The following is an 18,668-nucleotide window of genomic DNA, read 5'->3' as shown; positions in this document are numbered from 1 at the left end:
TCATGAGGCAGCTCATTGAGCGCCTGATGGCGCGCTACAGCCTGTGGTTCAAGCTCGCCTTCTTTGCCCTGCTGGCACTCGGGCTGTATCTGGGCATGAGCCCCAGCCCGCCACCAACCGCGTACAGCTGGCAGGCCTCCGGCTACCACGCCGGCGGCATCTTTGCCCTGACGGTGCTCAGCTTCGCCGCCTTCCCTCACTGGCGCTGGTGGTTTCGAGCGATCTTCATGACACTTGTTGGCGCCGCTGTGGAACTGGTTCAATCCCTGCACCCTACCCGCTCCCCGGATTGGGGAGACATCATGGCGAACAGCTGTGGGTTGCTGGTGGGCCTACTGCTGATTGCCTGTTACACGCTACTGATCCGACGCCAAAGGCCTGTTGAAGGTTAGCCACCTCACCCGTTTGGGCTAGCATTGAGCCAAAAATACAATTTGTTTCACATTTGGCGAATACGGCCAAATGACATCATTCTTCCTGCTGTTAAGGTTCCTGATGGAACAACGACAAGGAAGATCAATGTCCCGAGACAACTTCACCCCCAGCGTTAATCGCGCCGACGTATGGAAAGGCTGGGAGCGACAGCCCAGCGTCTCAGAACGCCCCATTCCTTACGATGTGCAGCTGATCACCCTGAAGCTGGCTGATGCGCTACCACAATGCACTCAACGGGCAATCAGCAAGGAAATTCGCGACTACCCCCAGGCCCAACGCGCCCTGCAGAGACGCCAGCGCCTCGAGGAGGTGCTGCAGCAAGGTGAGGGTTGCTGTCTGTTGAGGCATCCACGCATGGCCGCCGAGCTGATCGACGCGCTTGAGCAACATAACCGCAAGCGCCACAAACTGATTGCGTGGTGCATCATGCCGAACCACGCACATATCCTGCTTGAGCCGACCTACTCCATGCCGCGCATCGTGCAGGCCTGGAAAACCGCCACCACGCGCTGGATGCTACTGCACAAGGACGAGCTGCAACTGAAGACACCTGGGCGCATGTTGTGGATGCGCGACTACTGGGATCGCTATATCCCTGAGCCGCGCGACCTGGCACCCACCATACAGCAGATCCACAACAGCCCTGTGACCGCTGGCTTGTGCGACCAACCGGATGAATGGCGATGGTCCAGCTTGCCCGCCAAGGCACACTGAACGAGGCGACGGCTCCGCGCTTGATGGTATCCTGCAGGGCCAACATCCCAATCAGGAAGCAGCATGCAGGCAGCAGAACAACGGAAACTACTGGACGCCCTGATCCCTGTTTGCCGGGCGGCCGGCGAGTTGATTCTCGACATCTACCACAGCGACTTCGAGGTGCGCGGCAAAGCCGACGCGTCCCCGGTCACCGAAGCCGACGAGAAGGCCGAAGCCATTATCCTCAGCGAGCTGGCGAAGTTACCCTGTAACTTCCCGGTGGTGGCGGAAGAAGCCTGCGCTGCCGGTATTGTTCCTGAAATCGGCGACTGCTTCTGGCTGGTAGACCCGCTGGATGGTACACGCGAGTTCGTCAACCGCAACGGCGAGTTCACGGTCAACATTGCTCTGATCGAGCACGGCCGCCCCATACTGGGGGTCGTACTGGCTCCGGCACTCGGCGAGTTGTATGCCGGCTCGCTGGCCGATGGTGCCTTCTTTGAAAGCGTCACCGGCCGCGAGCCGATTCATGTACGGACGCCCGGCGAGCAAGGACTGGACGTACTGGCCAGCCGATCGCATGGTGACGAGCAGGCGCTGAAGCAGCTGTTGTCCGGCCGCAAGATACACAAGCTGGTCAATGCAGGATCGTCGCTCAAGCTATGTCTGATTGCCGCTGGCAAGGCTGACATTTACCCCCGCCAAGGTCGAACCATGGAGTGGGATATTGCCGCCGGCCATGCCGTGCTGGCCGCCGCTGGCGGGCAGGTACAAACCTTCGACGGCGGGCCATTGCGGTACGGCAAGCCCGGCTTTGAAAACCCGCACTTTGTCGCCAGCGGCGCGGAGCCGTTCTTCTGACTGACCAGGGCCCGTGGGAGAACGGTGGTGGCCATCGGTACGGAGCGTCCGCCGGAACACCGCCATTTCGCGGTGAATAAAAAACGCCCGAGGCCACAGGCCGTCGGGCGTTTCAGTATTGCGCGATACGGATCAGGCAGCGGGCTGAGCAGCCTTGACCATGCCTTGCAGTTCGCCGGATTCATGCAGCTCGAGAATGATGTCACTGCCACCGACCAGTTCACCATTGATCCACAGCTGGGGGAATGTCGGCCAGTTGGCATAACCCGGCAGGTTCGCACGGATGTCCGGATTCTGCAGGATATCCACGTAGGCGAACTTCTCACCACAAGCCATCAGTGCTTGCACGGCGCGGGCAGAGAAGCCGCACTGCGGAGCATTCGGCGCGCCTTTCATGTAGATCAGCACCGGGTTGCTGGCGATCTGTTCTTTGATGGTATCGATGATATCCATGGTATTCCTCATAACGTAAAGGGCATTCGAACGCGTTGCTGACCGGGCATTCTACAGCAAAGCGCCCGCTTATGCTGCCACCACCTCAACCCGCAGACCGTTGAGCGCGGCATTACCGGTCACCGGATCGAGGAAGCGCTCATCGGTCAGGTCGTTGACGCTGACACCCGCATGCTGCTCGGCAATATCCATTTGAATACCGGGCCGGTTGTGCCCCCAACCGTGGGGCAGACTAACCACGCCCGGTGCCATTTCATCACTGGCGCAGACCGCCACCTGCACCTCGCCCACCCGCGAGCGCACGGTCACCTGCTGCCCATCCTGCAGATTGCGCGCGGTCAGGTCGTCCGGATGCATCAGCAACTGGTCACGCGGCTTACCCTTCACCAAACGCTGATAGTTGTGCATCCAGGAGTTATTGCTGCGCACATGACGACGGCCGATCAGGCGCAATTCACCAGCGGCGGGTGCCAGTTCTGCCAGCTCGGCGGCAACCCGCTGCAGATCCTGCAGCATGGCGGGCTGAGCCAGTTCAATGCGCCAGCTCTCGGTCTGAATTCGGCGCAACAGGTTGGGCTGCAGCGGGCCAAGATCGATACCGTGCGGGTTTTCCTTGAGTACATCCAGCGACAGGCGGTCGCCATAGGGGCCGGCACGCACCGCCATATCGACCAGTTCATGGGGTGGCTGTGTCGGCCGCGCCGGCTGCCCGGTCGCAGCGGCAAACGCCTTGCCAAGACCGACAAAAATCTCCCAGTCGTGCAGCGCGCCCTCGGGCTTGCTCAACACCGGCTGGTTATAGCGGGTGACGTTGCGCACAGCGAAGTTGTTGAAGGTGATGTCGTAGTGATCGTGTTCCAGTGATGCGGTGGGCGGCAGAATGACGTCGGCGTGGCGGGTGGTTTCATTGATATAGAGGTCCACGCTGACCATGAACTCCAGACCCTCCAGCGCTGCATCAAGCTGACGACCGTTGGGCGTGGACAGCACAGGGTTGCCCGCCGAGGTGACCAACGCGCGTATCTGCCCCTCGCCCGGAGTCAGAATTTCCTCGGCCAGCGCGGCGACCGGCAGCTCGCCATTGAATTCCGGCAGCCCGGAGACCCGCGAGCGCCACTTGTCGAAATGGCCGGGGCGCCGGGCCGATGCCACCTCAAACGCAGGCTCCGGAAACAGTGAACCGCCGGGCACATCCACATTGCCGGTGACCAGGTTGATGACCTGAATCAGCCACTGGCAGAGGGTGCCGTAACGCTGTACCGACACGCCCATGCGGCCATAGCAGACCGCGCGCTCGGCGCCAGCAAAGTCTCGTGCCAACTGGCGGATCTGCTCGGCTGGAATGCCGCACGCCGGAGCCATCCGCTCGGCGGTGAACTCGGCAACCGCATCGCGCACCTCTGCCAGCCCGGCAGTGCTTTCCAGCACCGGGCTCTGGCGGGTCAACTGCTCGCTGAACAGGGTGTTGAGCAAGCCAAGCAGCAAGGCAACGTCGGTACCCGGCTGAATGAACAGGTGCTCACTGGCAATGGCAGCCGTTTCGCTGCGGCGCGGATCGACCACCACCAGCTTGCCACCCCGCCCTTGCAGCGCCTTGATGCGCTTGGTCACGTCTGGCACGGTCATGATGCTGCCATTGGAGGCCAGCGGGTTCGCGCCGAGCATCAGGAAGTAATCGGTGTGGTCAATATCCGGGATCGGGATCATCAACATGTGGCCATAGAGCCAGAGCGACACCAGATGGTGCGGCAGTTGATCAACCGAGGTGGCCGAGTAGCGCTGGCGGGTGTGCAGTTGCCCCAGGAAGTAGTTGCCATGGGTCATGGAGCCGTAGTTATGCACATTCGGGTTGCCCATATAGACGCCCACGGCGTTATTGCCATGCTTTTGCTGGATCGCCGCCAGACGCTCTGTCACCAGTGCAAACGCCTCGTCCCAGCTGATCTCTTCCCAGCCCTCGTCAACCCGCTTCATCGGCTGGCGCAGGCGCTGCGGATCATCCTGAATATCCTGCAGGGCAATCGCCTTCGGGCAGATGTGGCCGCGGCTGAAAGGGTCTTGCGGGTCACCCTTGATTGAGAGAATGCGGTCACCTTCGGTCTCAATCGCCAGGCCGCAGATGGCCTCGCACAGGTGGCAGGCGCGGTAGTGCGTCACGGACATGTCATTCACCAGGCAGGTATTATTATGATCACCCATTCTAGGGGCTGTTGCGGCTGGCTCGCCACCGCGCTGCACGCGGCAGAATACGGGTCTATTCAGCCACTGAATCTGCCGCGCAGACCGCTTTATTTGCCTTTGCCCGGAATTTCCCTATAAGATCCCCGCTTCTCTTTATTTGCTGTGGCTGATACCAGGCCGTCAGGTCGTGGTACGGGTCACTGTTTCCGGTCGCCGGGCGGCCGAGGTAACTCAGGTAGTACACATATGACTACACGGCACTTTCTATCGCTGATGGACTGCTCCGAAGCAGAACTCATTGGCCTGATCAAACGTGGCATCGAACTCAAGTCACTGCATCGCCAGGGCGTGGTGTACGAGCCGCTGAAAAACCGCGTACTGGGGATGATCTTCGAAAAGGCCTCTACCCGTACCCGCGTCTCCTTCGAAGCCGGCATGATTCATCTGGGTGGCCAGGCCATCTTCCTGTCTCCGCGTGACACCCAGTTGGGCCGTGGCGAGCCGATCGAAGACAGTGCCCGTGTGCTGTCCAGCATGTGCGATGCGATCATGATCCGCACCTTCGCCCACGAGACACTAGAAACCTTTGCCCAGTACTCCAAGGTGCCGATCATCAATGGTCTGAGCGACGACCTGCATCCTTGCCAGTTGCTCGCCGACATGCAGACCTATCTGGAGCACCGCGGCCCGATCAAGGGCAAAACCGTGGCCTGGATTGGCGATGGCAACAACATGTGCAACACCTTTATTCAGGCTGCCATCCAGTTTGACTTCCAGCTTCGCGTCGCCTGCCCGGAAGGCTATGAGCCGTCGGCGCAGTTCCTCGAACAGGCCGGTGACCGCGTAACCGTGATGCGCGATCCGATGGAAGCCGTTGCCGGCGCCCATCTGGTCAATACCGATGTCTGGGCGTCCATGGGCCAGGAAGACGAAGCAGAGGCGCGCCTGAAGCAGTTCGCGCCCTATCAGGTCACCCCGGCCATGCTCGATGCGGCCGATGAGTCCGTATTATTCATGCACTGCCTGCCGGCCCACCGTGGCGAAGAAGTCAGCGCCGAGTTGATGGACGATCCGCGCAGCGTTGTCTGGGATCAGGCCGAAAACCGCCTGCACGCTCAAAAGGCGCTGGTCGAATTCCTGCTGGTTGAGTGAGACGGTATGTCCAGCCCGGTACTAGAGCTGAACAACCTCAAATGCAGCTACGGCCAGCAGCTGATCGTCAACGACCTGAACATTCGTCTGCGCGAAGGCGACATCGGCTGTCTGCTGGGCCCCTCCGGTTGCGGTAAAACCACGACCCTGCGCGCTATCGCCGGATTTGAACCCATTACCGGCGGCGAAATCCTGCTCGACGGCAAGGCCCTGAGCACCCCAACCCTGCGCATTGCCCCCGAGCAGCGGCAGATTGGCATGGTATTTCAGGACTATGCACTGTTCCCGCATCTGACCGTCGCCGAGAATGTGGGCTTTGGTATTCACAAGAGCCCGGAGCGTAAACGGCTCGTTGAAGAGCTGCTCGCTCTGGTCAAGCTGGACAAGCTGGGCTCGCGCTACCCGCATGAGCTGTCCGGCGGTCAACAGCAACGTGTCGCGCTGGCTCGGGCCATGGCTCCCAACCCGCGTTTGCTGTTGCTGGATGAACCCTTCTCCAATCTCGATGGTGAACTGCGCCGCCGGCTCTCGGCTGAAGTGCGCGACATCCTCAAGTCACGCGGTATCAGCGCCATGCTGGTGACCCATGACCAGGCCGAGGCCTTCGCCGTGTGCGATCACGTCGGCGTGCTGAAGGACGGCCAGCTGCAGCAGTGGGACACCCCGTATAACCTCTACCACGAACCGGCGACGCCCTTTGTTGCCAGCTTCATCGGTCAGGGCTACTTCATTCGTGGGCAACTGCTCTCCAGCGACACCGTGCAGACCGAGCTGGGAGTGATTCACGGTAATCGCGCCTATCAGTTGCCCGTCGGCGGCGCGGTCGATGTGCTGTTGCGGCCGGATGACCTGGTGGGAGACGCTCACAGTGAGCTGCGTGCGAGGGTTATTGATCGTACCTTCCAGGGCGCGACCATCCTCTACCGCATGCAACTGCAGACCGGCACCCAGCTGGAAGCCCTGTTTCCAAGCCACGCCGATCATCAGCCCGGCGACGAGGTCGGGCTGCGGGTTGCAGCGGAGCACCTGGTGGTGTTTCCTGCCCAGGGCAGCGTCAATCTGCACGCCCAGCTGCCACTGGAGCAGGTACTGGATACCGGTCGCTCTGCCTGACCGTTTCGCTACGGTCGCCCTACCCTAGCGCAGGGGCACGGCATGCCGTGCCCGCACTCGCCACACCTGGCCATTGGAGCCCCGGATCAGGGCTCCAATGGCCCGTAAAGCGCACGACTTGCCTTGCCGTGAATCATCCGTGACAGGCGATAGTCGGTGTTCTGCATCATGCCGATCACAATCGCTTGGTTATTCGGATCAATCCAGCACCACGCGCCTTGAATCCCCCACCACCAGAACGTGCCTTCGGGCAAGTAACCCGCAGCGGGCGAGTCGTTGACCACCGCCACGTTCAGGCCAAACTGGTTACCGGGAAAGAACGGGCCAATATTGTCCACACCTTCCGGCAGCTGGTTCTGACGCATCAACTCAACCGTTTCCGGCTTGAGAATCCGCACCCCGTCCAGCTCACCACCGGCCAGCAACATGCGCGCGAACCGCAGGTAGTCGTCCATCGACGAGATCAGCCCGCCGCCGCCATTGAGAAACCGCGGCTTGCTGAGGAACGGTGTATTTGGCAGGGGCGCGAGTGAGCCATCTTCCTGTGGCTTGTAGGACAGTGCCAAGCGCTCGGCCTTATCCGCCGGCGCATAAAAGTCGGTATCGACCATCTTCAGCGGGTCGAACAGGCGCTCTTGCAGATAGGCGTCAAACGACTTACCCGACAGCACCTCAACCAGATAGGCCTGGATATCGACCGAGATGCTGTAATTCCATACGGTGCCCGGTTGATATAGCAACGGAATGTGCTGCAGCCTGGCCATCATGTCAGCAAAGGTGGAGTCGCGGTTCTGAATATCCGCCTTGACGTACAGCTGATCGACCTGGGTATTGCCGAAGCGGCCGTAGGTGAAGCCACCTGTGTGGGTCATCAGTTCGCGAATGGTTACCGGGTGCGCTGCCGGCTCGGTCTCGGGCATCCCATCGGGCCCGTCGGCAACCGCAACCCGGAGGTTCTGCAGCTCGGGGATATACTTGCCAACGGGATCATCCAGTTCAAAACGCCCCTCGTCGTAGAGTGTCAGCAGCGCGGTGCCGGTCACCAGCTTGGTCAACGAGAAAATCTTGTACAGGCTGTCAGACGTCAGTGGCTTGTTCTGCTCCCGGTCGGCAAATCCGTATTGGGCACGCTGTACCACCTCACCGTTCTGGTAGACCAGCGTTGCAATACCAGCGATGCGGCCCTGCTGAACTTCCTGCGCCATGGCTGCGCCAAAAGCATCGAGCCGTTGTTGGGTAAAGGCGTGCGGTGTACTGTCTGCCCAGCTGCCAGCAACCAGGCCGCTGGTAAGCAAGGCGCCTACCAGCCATGTACGCATTCGGGAACCGATCATTATTGTTCTACCCTGTTAATGTGATTGGCTTAAATAGCCTATCCGGCCCGGGACAAAACGCCAAGCTGTCTCAGCCACAATCACTTCGAATGATCATTCAGGCTCGATGTAACAAATGCCCCTGTCAGGCGTCAGATAGCTGAACTCACAGAACAGGAACGACCATGAAACGCCGCACCCTGCTTTCCGGCCTGCTGGCCGCACCGGCATTGCCCCTGTTGACCACCAACGTCCAGGCTGCCGATGCCTTCCATGAATCGACAGTGCAAGCGCTGAATACCGACCCGGACTACTGGCACGACAAGGTCTCGGAGGCCGCCTGGAAGGTTCTGTTCGAGGAAGATACTGAACGTCCACGCAGCAGCCCGTTGGACAAGCTGTACGAGGACGGCACCTATGTCTGCGCCGCTTGCCATCTGCCGCTGTTCTCATCCGAACACAAGTTTGACAGCGGAACCGGCTGGCCCAGCTTCACCCAGCCGATTGCCGGCCACATGGGCACCAAACAGGATTACGCACTGATCTGGCCGCGCACCGAGTACCACTGCGGGCGCTGCGGCGGGCATCAGGGCCACGTCTTCAACGACGGTCCGCCACCGCGCGGCGAGCGCTGGTGCAACAACGGTGTGGCGCTTAAGTTCATTGCCGCCGGCGAGCCAATGCCGGCCCTGCGAGGTGACGCATGATCCGCTCAATACTGCTTGGTCTGCTGCTGATTGCGCCGGTCAGTTTTGCCAATGAGGCGATTACCGAAGGGCCTGCCGGCACGGAAATGGCGGTGTTCTCAGGGGGCTGTTTCTGGTGCACCGAGTCGGATTTCGACAAGATGCCGGGCGTCGTCGAGACCATTTCAGGCTACACCGGCGGCGATGCCAGCAGCGCCAGCTACCAACAAGTGTCTGCTGGCGGGACCGGCCATATCGAATCGGTGGCGGTGTTCTTCGACCCGAGCAAAACCAGCTACGCAACACTGGTTGAAGCGTTCTGGAAAACCATTGACCCAATCACCCCGAATGCACAGTTCTGCGACCACGGCATGCAGTACCGCAGTGCGATGTACTACGCCAATGACGAGCAAAAAGCGCTGCTGGAAGCGTCGCGCGATGCGCTGGAGCGGTCCGGCCGCTTCGAGCAGCCGATAGCGACTCTGATTCTGCCGCGTCAGCCCTTCTACCCCGCCGAGGAGTACCACCAGGACTACTACCACAAGAATCCGCTGCGCTATAACTTCTACCGCACCACCTGCGGCCGTGATGCGCGCCTGGAGGAACTCTGGGGCGACTGAACCGCGGATGGAAATATGCTGCGCGAGTCTGGATAATGGCGGCCTTTGATCACTCAACCCAAACGGATTGAACCATGCAGATTGCCGAGAAAACCGTTGTCCAGTTTCACTACGACCTGTCCGATGCGGATGGCCCGATTGAATCCTCTCGCGAGCACGAACCGGTGCTCTACCTGCATGGTCAGGCGGGCCTGATCGATGGTCTGGTGGAAGCCATGGAAGGTCGCAGCGCTGGCGAGAGTTTCACCGTCACCATCCCGCCGGAAAAGGCTTACGGCCAGCCGCACGAGAACGCCCTGCAAAAAGTGCAGGCCAAGTACCTGCAAGGTGCCAAAAAGTGGAAGCCGGGCATGATCGCCGTGCTGCAGACCGAGCAAGGCCCGCGCCAGGTTGTGGTGGTCAAGCCGGGATTGTCGCAGGTAGTGGTTGATACCAATCACCCGCTCGCAGGCCGCGAGCTGACCTTCAACGTCGAAATCCTCGACGTGCGCGCGGCAACCGAGGAAGAGCTGGCTCACGGTCACGCCCACGGCGTGGGTGGCCACAACCACTGATCACCAGCCGCAGGGACGCGACATGTCGCGTCCGCTGCTCAGCCGCATGGTGAGTTATCAACCAAGTGCGGCAGTCAAGCCGGACGCAGCATGCTGCGTCCCTACACTGGCCTAGCTTTAATAGCTAACAGATTCAGCGGCGATCACCGCGCAGCGTCAGCACCTGCTGATGCAGGCTGTCCGGCAGGGCAGCTTCCGGCGCCACCGGCTCGCCTGCGACCAACCCGACCCGTGACCAGAAGCGGCGGAAGAACCCCTTGTTAGGGTCACGGCTGAAGAAGCTGCCCCACAACCCCTGCAATGCCATCGGGATGACCGGTACCGGGTCGTTTTCCAGAATACGCGTGATACCGGCACGAAACGCATCCATCTCGCCATCAGCGGTCAGCTTGCCCTCCGGGAAGATACAGACTACCTCGCCCGCCCGCAGATACTCGGAAATACGCTTGAAGGCGGCCTCATACACCGCCTCGTCTTCCTGACGACCAGCAATCGGGACCGTACCGGCGGTGCGGAAAACAAAGTTGAGCACCGGCAGTTGGTAAATCTTGTAATACATGACAAAGCGTACGGGGCGGCGCACTGCGCCGCCAATCAGCAATGCGTCCACAAACGACACGTGGTTGCAGACCAGCACACAGGCTCCCTCATCCGGAATCGCTTCCAGATTACGGTGCTCAACCCGGTACATGGAGTGGCCCAGCAGCCAGATGAGAAAGCGCATGCTGAACTCGGGCACCACCTTGAAGATGTAGCCGTTGACCAGCAGGTTAAGCAGCGAAATGGTCAGGAACAGGGTCGGGATCGACAGCTCCAGCACACTGAGCATGACGATCGCGAGAATCGCCGAGCACACCATCAACAACGCGTTGAGAATATTGTTGGCGGCGATAACGCGTGCGCGCTCGTCCTCATGACTGCGCGACTGAATCAGCGCATACAGCGGCACGATGTAGAAGCCACCAAACACACCCAACCCGAGAATACTGCCCATCACGCCCCAGGCGCCCGGCTGCTTGAGCAATTCTATCCAGTCGTAGGGTGAAGCGCCGACGGCAATGCTGCCTGACATGCTCCAGATAAGCAGGCCGAAGACGCTCAACCCAAACGAGCCGAACGGCACCAGACCAATCTCGACCTTGTGCCCGGACAACCGTTCGCACAGCACCGAGCCCAGCGCGATACCGACCGAGAAGACGGTCAGAATCAGCGTCACCACGCTTTCATCACCGTGCAGGTAGTCCTTGGCAAAACCGGGGATCTGCGTCAGATAGGTTGCGCCGAGGAACCAGAACCAGGAGTTGCCGAGAATCGAGCGCGATACCGAGGGAACCTGCTCTTTCAGACCCAACCGCAGAATGGCCCAGGACTGACGGAAGATGTTCCAGTCAATGGCCAGGTTCGGCAGGCCGGCGCTGGCCGCAGGGATTCGGCACGCCGCCAGATAGCCACCAATGGCCACCAGAACCACCGAACCACCCACCAGCGCGGCCCAGCCCCCAGAAGCCATCAGGATGCCTGCGCAGAGTGTACCGCCCAGAATCGCCAGAAAAGTGCCCATCTCGACCAGCGCATTGCCGCCGACCAGTTCGTCCTCTGCCAGCGCCTGCGGCAGGATCGAATACTTGACCGGACCGAACAGCGCCGACTGCGTGCCCATCGCGAATAGCACCACCAGCAACAGCGGCAGACTACCGAGCCAGAGGCCAAGCGCCCCCAGCAGCATGATGCCGACCTCGCCCAGCTTGATACGCCGGATCAGCATGTCCTTGTCGAATTTCTCGCCAAACTGCCCGCCCAGCGCCGAAAACAGAAAGAACGGCAGGATAAACAGCAAGGCACTGAGATTGATCAGCAGATCGCGGTCGGTATTGAAGCTGAGCTTGAACAGGATCGCCAGAATCAGCGCCTGTTTAAACAGGTTGTCGTTAAAGGCACCAAGCAACTGGCTGATGAAGAAAGGGAGAAAACGTTTGCTGCCGAGCAAACGAAACTGCGAGTGTTCCGACATGATCTTGCGATCCTTCCGATCAGATTTGCGGCGTATCGGGTGATATAAAATGACCACCCGGATCCTATTCAGGACGCCAGCATACCCAATGTCGGCACATCCGCGCGCGGAATGTGCCGACAAAATCGGTAATAACGCAGCTCAGCGCGACGCGGCAGTAACACTCAGGCGGGCTTCGCGACGCACCACCCAACCGTGGATGCGCTCTTGCCGCTCCGCCGTCAACGGATAGCGCCAGGCAATGACAAACGCCGTCATGTACAGCAGCACCGGCCCCAGAATATAGAGCACCCGAAGCGACAACAGCTGCTCGGCGCTGTGTTCAACCGCCTTGGCATCAAAGCCGACCAGCGACAGTAGACCAAGCGACAAACCCAGGCCCAACGCCATCGCCGCTTTCTGCGCCATGCCACTGATGGCGAAGAACAGACCAGTGCGATGCTCCCGGCTACGAGCGGTATCCAGGTCGACAATATCGGCCAGCATCGACAGCGGCAAAAACTGGAATGCGGCAAAACAGAAGCCCTTGATCGCAAACAGCACGGCAAAGGGCAACAGCTGCCCAGCCCCAAGGAAAAACATGCCGAGGATACTGGTGCTGGAGATGGCCAGCGCAGCACAGAATGCGCGGTGCTTGCCAATGCGTTTGCCCACATGCAGCCAGAACGGAATGCCGAGAATACCGATGCCGAAATACAACAGATACATCAGACCAATCTGGCCCTGGATCTGAATGACGTGCTGCATGAAAAACACTGACAGCGCGTTGCGGAACGCCTCGCCAGTAACCACCACCAGCAGCATCAGAATCATCCGCTTGAATGGGCCGTTGTTCTTCATGACCCGCAGCCCTTTCTTCCAGTCAGTCCGCTCAGCCGATTGCGGCGGCGCTTCCTTGACCGCCCCCACCACCCAGAACACGGTCAGCGGCAACAGAATCAGCAGCATCCAGGCCATGACGGCGAGAATCGGACCGTAGCCGATACCCAGCTGACCATCCTTGCCGAACAGCAATACCGCTGTCTCCATCAGCCAACCGTCGGTTTGACCCGCCTGATAACGCGCGCCCAACGCCTGCACCAGCGCCGGTGCCAGCGCCGCCAGAAACAGCCCGATCAGCACAAACCCCTCGCGGGAAGCCACCACACGACTGCGCTGGTGGTACTGGTTGGACAGCTCTGCCCCCCACGCGCCATACGGCAGGGTCACCATGGTCCAGCCCAGGTACATCAGCACCGTCCACAACAGCAGATGACCAATCCCCGTCCCGTCCGGTGGCATAAAGATCATCACCGTTCCCGCCAGCATCAGCGGCACCCCCATCACCAGCCAGGGCTTGCGACGACCAAAGCGCGTGCGCCAGCGATCGCTCAGAGTCCCGATCAGCGGGTCAGTGACAACGTCAGATAGTCGGGCGATGACCAGCACCAGCGCCATCAGCGCCATATTCAAGCCCACTTCCTGGGCATAAAACGGGGGAAGGTAGACCACCAGAGGGTAGCCGATGATGGCCAACGGCATGCCGATGGACCCGTGGAGCAAAATCGTTGAGCGCTTCAGAACGCCATTTGCATCGCTATTGGACTGCGACATACCACTCTCCAGAGAATCGTACGAGCAAGGCTCGCTTTCTTATATTTGTCTTCTCGTGCATACCGGACATCGCGGAAATGGCCGTGTACGTTTGTATACTCTATACCGCAGAGTAATCCCACCGCACTACTCTCAGTCCCGTCCGGCGAACCCAACTTCATGCAATATGTTTCAGCCGCTGGTATGCTCCGGCCGCACCCGACAGGCCGGAGTGCAGGAATCACAAGGCCTGCAGAAGAACAGGGGCTATCTTTAGTAGCGCATCAGCGATGGATATACCCCCTATTCGCCGCGATGATGGCGCTGCCAACAACCGCAGGGCACCAGGTGCTTCAGCGACTGAACGGGAGACTGGCCGATGCCGAGCCGCGCACCATCCACTCAGCAAGCCGTGCTTGCTGCCGCAGCTCTGCTGCTGGTTGTTCATGGCCTCGGCAGGTTCATCTTTACCCCGCTGCTGCCTCTGCTGGTCAGTGATGGACAGTTCAGCACCGGGCAAGGCGCATCACTGGCAACCTGGAACTACATTGGCTACCTGCTGGGGGCACTGATTGCCATTCGCTGGCATCGTCCCTCGCAGATTCATCGGAGCGTACCGCTGGCACTGGCGGTACATTGCCTCTCGCTGATTGGCCTGAGCCTAACCAACGACCTGCCCAGCATCACCGCTCTGCGGCTGGCGAACGGTATTAGCAATGGTCTGGTATTTGTCATGGTGCCAGCGCTGGTGATGGAGTGGCTGGCTGCCCGCCAACGCATCAATCTAAGCGGCCTGATTTATCTGGGGGTAGGCGCAGGGCTGCTGATTTCTGGCCTGCTGGCCAATCCGCCCGGGCTGAGCCTGACAGCGGCAGAGCGTTGGTGGCCCGCGGCTCTGCTCAGTCTGCCGCTGGCAGCCTGGGGCGGCTGGGTCATGCTGCGGCTAGAGACAGAAGCGACACGGCGCACGCACGCCAGCCCTCAGGCAGGCCGCCACTCGCCACTGCTGGATAAACAGACTCGCCCGCTGTTCTGGGCCTACGCTGGCGCCGGACTGGGCTACATCCTGCCGATGACCTTCCTGCCAATGATTGCCAGCATTCAACTCGGCAACGCCCACCCGATGGTGCATCAGAGCTGGCTGATCGTCGCATGCACGACCCTGCCCGCCGCGTGGCTATGGAACCACCTGGGACAACGCTTTGGCGATCAGCGCGCATTGTTGCTCAACTATGCGCTGCAACTGGCCAGCGTCGTTTCTGCTCTGCTGTTGTCCGGCGTGTGGGGCGTTGTGCTGTGCTCACTGCTGATGGGTAGCAGCTTCCTTGGCGCGGTGCTGCTAACTCAGCGGTTAGGCCGCAATCTACAACCACACCAGGGCCCGAGGCTGTCCGCAGCACTGATCGCACTCTACAGCGTTACGCAACTGATCGGCCCCTGGCTTGCCCACGAATGGCTGAACCGCGGTGGCACCTTGCCGGAAACGCTGTGGCTCGGCGCCGGCGCGCTGGTATGGAGCCTGTTCTGGACCTGGCGCACACCGTCCGCAGGCGGACAATCAGGAACCCACGACGCAAGCCAGGCTCCAATAAAGACCAACATTGCATAAAGGACAGGTCCATGCGCCTGCAGACAACTCCCCTACTCGTTGCCGGCCTGCTGGCAATGGTGATTGCCAGCCCGTCTCAGGCCAGGCAGGACGAGCACGGCAACGGCAACAACGGTCACTCGTCGCATCAGAACGACTATCGCGATGATCATGATCGTGACCGAAGCCGGTATGAGGAACGGGGTCGCGACCGCGACGTCCGTCCCTATGATCGAATTGAAGAAGATCTGATCCGCCGTATCTTCCGCGACCACCGCGACCTGGTACAGCGCGGTGACAGCCTGCCGCCCGGCATTCGCAAGAACCTGGCGCGCGGCAAACCGCTGCCACCGGGCATTGCCAGGCAGCTGGACCCGCGCCTGGAGAGCCGCCTGCCCCATTACGACGGCTACGAGTGGCGCCAGATCGACGATGATGTGGTACTCGCCAATATCACTACCGGGATCATTGAATCCATCATCTACAACGTCCTCGACTGACCCGTCACAGGCGGGCCACTCGGCCCGCCCTTCCTGGCCATCCGGCTTGCACGCTTGCGTCGACCGGAACCCACTGCCACGCCATCAATCGTACAGATAGATTGATGCTATTTCCTTTGACAATCATTCTCATTCGAATTAGCATGCACCTATTGTCAGCCAAGGCTGTTCAGGAGCGATTGTATGTACGTTTGTCTCTGCAAAGGTGTAACCGACAACCAGATTAAGGACGCCATCGCTGGCGGTGCCTGCTCGATGCGCGATCTGCGCAACGATCTGGACGTAGGCACCCAATGCGGCAAGTGTGCGCGCGATTGCAAGTCACTACTGAGTGAAACGCTCACCTCCCAGGCCTCAGCTGGCATGGCCGCAGGTCAATTCGTCGCCGCTTGATGGCGACTCTCATTATCGCCTGATAATCATTTTTAACTCTTTTCTTTTCAAATACTTAGATTTGACAAGCCGATAGCAGCAGCCCAAACTTGGCGACTGAACAGTCCAGAGGGCAGCGCTATGAAAGGCGATAAGAAAGTCATCCAGCACCTGAATACCGTGCTCAGTTTCGAACTGATTGCAATTAATCAGTACTTTCTGCACGCACGTATGCTGCAGGACTGGGGCCTGGAAAAACTGGGCGACAAGGAATATCACGAGTCAATTCACGTGATGAAGCACGCTGATCGGCTGATCAAACGCATTCTCTTCCTTGAAGGCCTTCCCAATCTGCAGGATCTCGGCAAGCTGAAGATCGGGGAAAACACCAAGGAAATCCTCGACTGCGATCTCAAACTGCAAATGCAGGCCCTCCCCGCCCTGAAAGAAGCAATTGCCTTCTGCGAGACGGCGGGTGACTACGGTAGCCGGGAGGTCTGCGAAGACATCCTGGAGGCAGAAGAAGAGCATGTTGACTGGCTGGAAACCCAGCTGAGCCTGATCGAAGCCGTCGGCCTGGAAAATTACCAGCAGTCGCAAATCAGCTGATTGTCCTTGCAGCGGCACCCTTGGTATCCAGAGGTGCCGCCTCCCCTTGACCCCGGTCAACGTATCCCCCACCCATTGCGCTATCGTTAGGACTTCACCTCACTGCCAGGTTCAGGAGGAGTCATGAGCAACATGCGCGCGGCCGTGTTCGTCGAACCCGGACGCATTGAGCTACAGCACCGCCCCATTCCCCAGATTGGCCCGACTGACGCTTTGCTTCGCGTTACCACAACGACCATCTGCGGCACCGACGTACACATCCTAAAAGGCGAGTATCCGGTAAAGCCGGGGTTGATTGTCGGCCATGAGCCCGTCGGCATCATTGAAAAGCTGGGTAGCGCCGTTACCGGCTACGAGGTCGGCCAACGGGTCATAGCAGGCGCGATTACCCCGTGCGGTCAGTGCCATCCCTGCCTGGACGGCCACTCAAGCCAGTGCGGTGGACAAGCCATGGGGGGCTGGCAATTAGGCAACAGCATCGACGGCTGTCAGGCAGAGTACGTTCGCATTCCCAATGCCCAGGCCAACCTTACGCCAATTCCCGATGGGCTGGACGATGAGCAGGTATTGATGTGCCCAGACATTATGAGCACCGGCTTTGGCGGCGCTGAAAGCGGTCACATTCGGATCGGCGATACCGTAGTGGTGTTTGCCCAGGGCCCGATCGGCCTCTGTGCTACGGCGGGCGCCAAGCTGATGGGCGCCACCCGCATCATCGTAGTGGATGGCGTCCCTGAACGACTGGACGTGGCCCGCAGACTCGGTGCCGACATTACCATCAACTTCCGCGACGAAGACCCGTTACTGCGCATACAGGAAATCACCGGAGGAGCCGGGGTCGACGTGGCTATTGAGGCTCTGGGCACACAACAAACCTTTGAGTCCTGCCTGCGCGCGCTGAAACCGGGAGGCACACTCTCAAGCCTTGGCGTCTATTCAGGGAAGCTCTCCATGCCGCTTGATGCCATCGCCGCAGGCTTGGGCGACCACAAGATCATCACTACCCTGTGTCCTGGCGGCAAGGAACGCATGCGCCGCCTGATGGCAGTCGTGGCCTCTGGCCGCGTCGACCTGACACCAATGGTCACCCACCGCTTCGCCCTTGACGACATCGTTGAGGCATACGAGCTGTTCAGTCACCAACGTGATGGCGTGCTAAAGGTTGCGATTACACCCTGAAACGCAAAAAAGGCCGGGGATCTACCCGGCCTTTTCTTTCCTCTCGCCCGAATCAGAGCGTCGCGAGAATACCATCCAGTGCCGCGCACGGGTGATCGGCGCGGGTGATCGGCCGACCAACGACCAAATAACTGCTCCCGTTTTCCATCGCCTGAGCCGGCGTCACGATGCGCTTCTGATCGTCAGCGGCGCTGTCTGCCAGGCGAATACCCGGCGTCACCAGCAGAAAGTCGTCGCCCAGCGCCCCGCGCAATGCCTTGGCTTCACGGGCAGAACACACCACACCATCAAGGCCGCAATCCTGAGTCAGTCGAGCCAGCCGCTGAACCTGAACCATCGGCTCAATGTCGACGCCAACCTCCTGCAGGTCTTCATGCTCCAGGCTGGTCAAAATCGTCACGGCTGTCAGCAACGGCCGTTTACCACCACGGCGCTCGAGTATATCGCGGCAGGCCTCCATCATCCGGCGCCCTCCGCTCGCGTGCACATTGACCATCCATACGCCCAACTCTGCGGCAGCACGTACGGCACTGGCAGTGGTATTGGGAATATCGTGAAACTTGAGGTCCAGAAAAACTTCAAACCCCTTGTTCTGAAGCGACTCGACAACAGCTGGCCCGGCACTGGTAAACAGCTCCTTGCCTACCTTCACGCGGCATTTCCCGGGATCCAGCGCCTGGGCCAATTCCAACGCGGCGTTCACCTCGGGAAAATCAAGGGCGACAATAATGGGGCTGGTAGTAGGCATAAAATGCATCCTGTTAACAAAAACG

At 60.0% G+C, this 18,668-nt stretch carries 19 protein-coding genes; 13 read left to right on the top strand and 6 right to left on the bottom strand.

Annotated elements, in window-relative coordinates; translation table 11 throughout:
* The first annotated feature begins 2 nt into the window (after nt 1–2).
* The 3 genes from C1949_RS09330 (at nt 3) to cysQ (ending at nt 1,992) form a co-directional block, all read left to right on the top strand.
* A complete protein-coding gene (locus C1949_RS09330; protein ID WP_104738208.1) occupies nt 3–392 on the top strand; it encodes a VanZ family protein in 390 nt (129 codons plus the stop codon).
* Between the two features lie 127 nt (nt 393–519).
* On the top strand, nt 520–1,149 hold the full coding sequence (locus C1949_RS09325; protein ID WP_170063043.1) for a transposase: 630 nt from the start codon (nt 520–522) through the stop codon (nt 1,147–1,149).
* Nucleotides 1,150–1,212: 63 nt separating this feature from the next.
* Complete coding sequence (cysQ, locus tag C1949_RS09320) at nt 1,213–1,992, top strand: 3'(2'),5'-bisphosphate nucleotidase CysQ (RefSeq protein ID WP_104738206.1); 780 nt, start codon at nt 1,213–1,215, stop codon at nt 1,990–1,992.
* 132 nt (nt 1,993–2,124) lie between these two features.
* Here the strand turns inward: cysQ and grxD are convergent, their stop codons facing one another.
* Nucleotides 2,125–2,445 carry a Grx4 family monothiol glutaredoxin gene (gene grxD / locus C1949_RS09315; RefSeq protein WP_104738205.1) on the bottom strand — a complete coding sequence of 107 codons (321 nt, stop codon included), beginning with the start codon at nt 2,443–2,445 and terminating at the stop codon, nt 2,125–2,127.
* 69 nt (nt 2,446–2,514) lie between these two features.
* Nucleotides 2,515–4,608, bottom strand: a complete 2,094-nt coding sequence (locus C1949_RS09310) for a molybdopterin oxidoreductase family protein (RefSeq protein ID WP_104738298.1) — start codon at nt 4,606–4,608, stop codon at nt 2,515–2,517.
* A 264-nt stretch (nt 4,609–4,872) separates the two neighbouring features.
* Between C1949_RS09310 and argF the strand changes: the two genes are divergently transcribed.
* Together argF and C1949_RS09300 are read left to right on the top strand one after the other, a co-directional pair.
* Entirely contained in the window at nt 4,873–5,778 is a 906-nt protein-coding gene (gene argF, locus C1949_RS09305; protein ID WP_104738204.1) for an ornithine carbamoyltransferase, read from the top strand.
* 6 nt (nt 5,779–5,784) lie between these two features.
* Nucleotides 5,785–6,891, top strand: coding sequence for an ABC transporter ATP-binding protein (locus C1949_RS09300; protein ID WP_104738203.1), 1,107 nt, complete (start codon nt 5,785–5,787; stop codon nt 6,889–6,891).
* Nucleotides 6,892–6,977: 86 nt separating this feature from the next.
* Here C1949_RS09300 and C1949_RS09295 read toward each other — a convergent pair whose 3' ends face one another.
* Complete coding sequence (locus C1949_RS09295) at nt 6,978–8,210, bottom strand: serine hydrolase domain-containing protein (RefSeq protein WP_170063042.1); 1,233 nt, start codon at nt 8,208–8,210, stop codon at nt 6,978–6,980.
* A 179-nt stretch (nt 8,211–8,389) separates the two neighbouring features.
* Here C1949_RS09295 and msrB point away from each other — a divergent pair, with 179 nt between their 5' ends.
* The 3 genes from msrB (at nt 8,390) to C1949_RS09280 (ending at nt 10,064) form a co-directional block, all read left to right on the top strand.
* Nucleotides 8,390–8,911 (top strand): peptide-methionine (R)-S-oxide reductase MsrB, encoded by a 522-nt coding sequence (gene msrB, locus C1949_RS09290; RefSeq protein ID WP_104738201.1) that lies wholly within the window; start codon nt 8,390–8,392, stop codon nt 8,909–8,911.
* The gene (gene msrA / locus C1949_RS09285) at nt 8,908–9,510 is read left to right on the top strand and encodes a peptide-methionine (S)-S-oxide reductase MsrA (RefSeq protein WP_104738200.1); all 603 of its coding nucleotides are present in this window, start codon (nt 8,908–8,910) and stop codon (nt 9,508–9,510) included. The genes msrB and msrA overlap by 4 nt, the downstream gene beginning before the upstream one ends.
* 74 nt (nt 9,511–9,584) lie before the next feature.
* Complete coding sequence (locus C1949_RS09280; protein WP_104738199.1) at nt 9,585–10,064, top strand: FKBP-type peptidyl-prolyl cis-trans isomerase; 480 nt, start codon at nt 9,585–9,587, stop codon at nt 10,062–10,064.
* A gap of 133 nt (nt 10,065–10,197) precedes the next feature.
* Here C1949_RS09280 and C1949_RS09275 read toward each other — a convergent pair whose 3' ends face one another.
* Both C1949_RS09275 and C1949_RS09270 read right to left on the bottom strand, forming a co-directional pair.
* A complete protein-coding gene (locus C1949_RS09275; RefSeq protein WP_104738198.1) occupies nt 10,198–12,075 on the bottom strand; it encodes an MFS transporter in 1,878 nt (625 codons plus the stop codon).
* Nucleotides 12,076–12,216: 141 nt separating this feature from the next.
* Nucleotides 12,217–13,668, bottom strand: a complete 1,452-nt coding sequence (locus C1949_RS09270; protein ID WP_104738197.1) for an MFS transporter — start codon at nt 13,666–13,668, stop codon at nt 12,217–12,219.
* A 358-nt stretch (nt 13,669–14,026) separates the two neighbouring features.
* On the opposite strand from C1949_RS09270, the gene C1949_RS09265 reads away from it, so the two are divergent.
* From C1949_RS09265 to C1949_RS09245, 5 genes are all read left to right on the top strand, one after another.
* The gene (locus C1949_RS09265) at nt 14,027–15,256 is read left to right on the top strand and encodes a YbfB/YjiJ family MFS transporter (RefSeq protein WP_104738196.1); all 1,230 of its coding nucleotides are present in this window, start codon (nt 14,027–14,029) and stop codon (nt 15,254–15,256) included.
* Nucleotides 15,257–15,267: 11 nt separating this feature from the next.
* The gene (locus C1949_RS09260; protein WP_229744393.1) at nt 15,268–15,735 is read left to right on the top strand and encodes an anti-virulence regulator CigR family protein; all 468 of its coding nucleotides are present in this window, start codon (nt 15,268–15,270) and stop codon (nt 15,733–15,735) included.
* Nucleotides 15,736–15,918: 183 nt separating this feature from the next.
* Nucleotides 15,919–16,128 (top strand): bacterioferritin-associated ferredoxin, encoded by a 210-nt coding sequence (locus tag C1949_RS09255; RefSeq protein ID WP_104738195.1) that lies wholly within the window; start codon nt 15,919–15,921, stop codon nt 16,126–16,128.
* A gap of 120 nt (nt 16,129–16,248) precedes the next feature.
* Nucleotides 16,249–16,716, top strand: a complete 468-nt coding sequence (gene bfr, locus C1949_RS09250) for a bacterioferritin (protein WP_104738194.1) — start codon at nt 16,249–16,251, stop codon at nt 16,714–16,716.
* A 123-nt stretch (nt 16,717–16,839) separates the two neighbouring features.
* Complete coding sequence (locus C1949_RS09245) at nt 16,840–17,895, top strand: NAD(P)-dependent alcohol dehydrogenase (protein WP_104738193.1); 1,056 nt, start codon at nt 16,840–16,842, stop codon at nt 17,893–17,895.
* Nucleotides 17,896–17,947: 52 nt separating this feature from the next.
* Here C1949_RS09245 and pyrF read toward each other — a convergent pair whose 3' ends face one another.
* A complete protein-coding gene (gene pyrF, locus C1949_RS09240) occupies nt 17,948–18,643 on the bottom strand; it encodes an orotidine-5'-phosphate decarboxylase (protein ID WP_104738192.1) in 696 nt (231 codons plus the stop codon).
* Nucleotides 18,644–18,668 lie beyond the last annotated feature (25 nt).

The sequence above is a fragment of the Halopseudomonas oceani genome, assembly GCF_002903165.1.
GTDB lineage: Bacteria > Pseudomonadota > Gammaproteobacteria > Pseudomonadales > Pseudomonadaceae > Halopseudomonas > Halopseudomonas oceani.
This window is presented reverse-complemented; position numbering and strand designations above follow the sequence as displayed.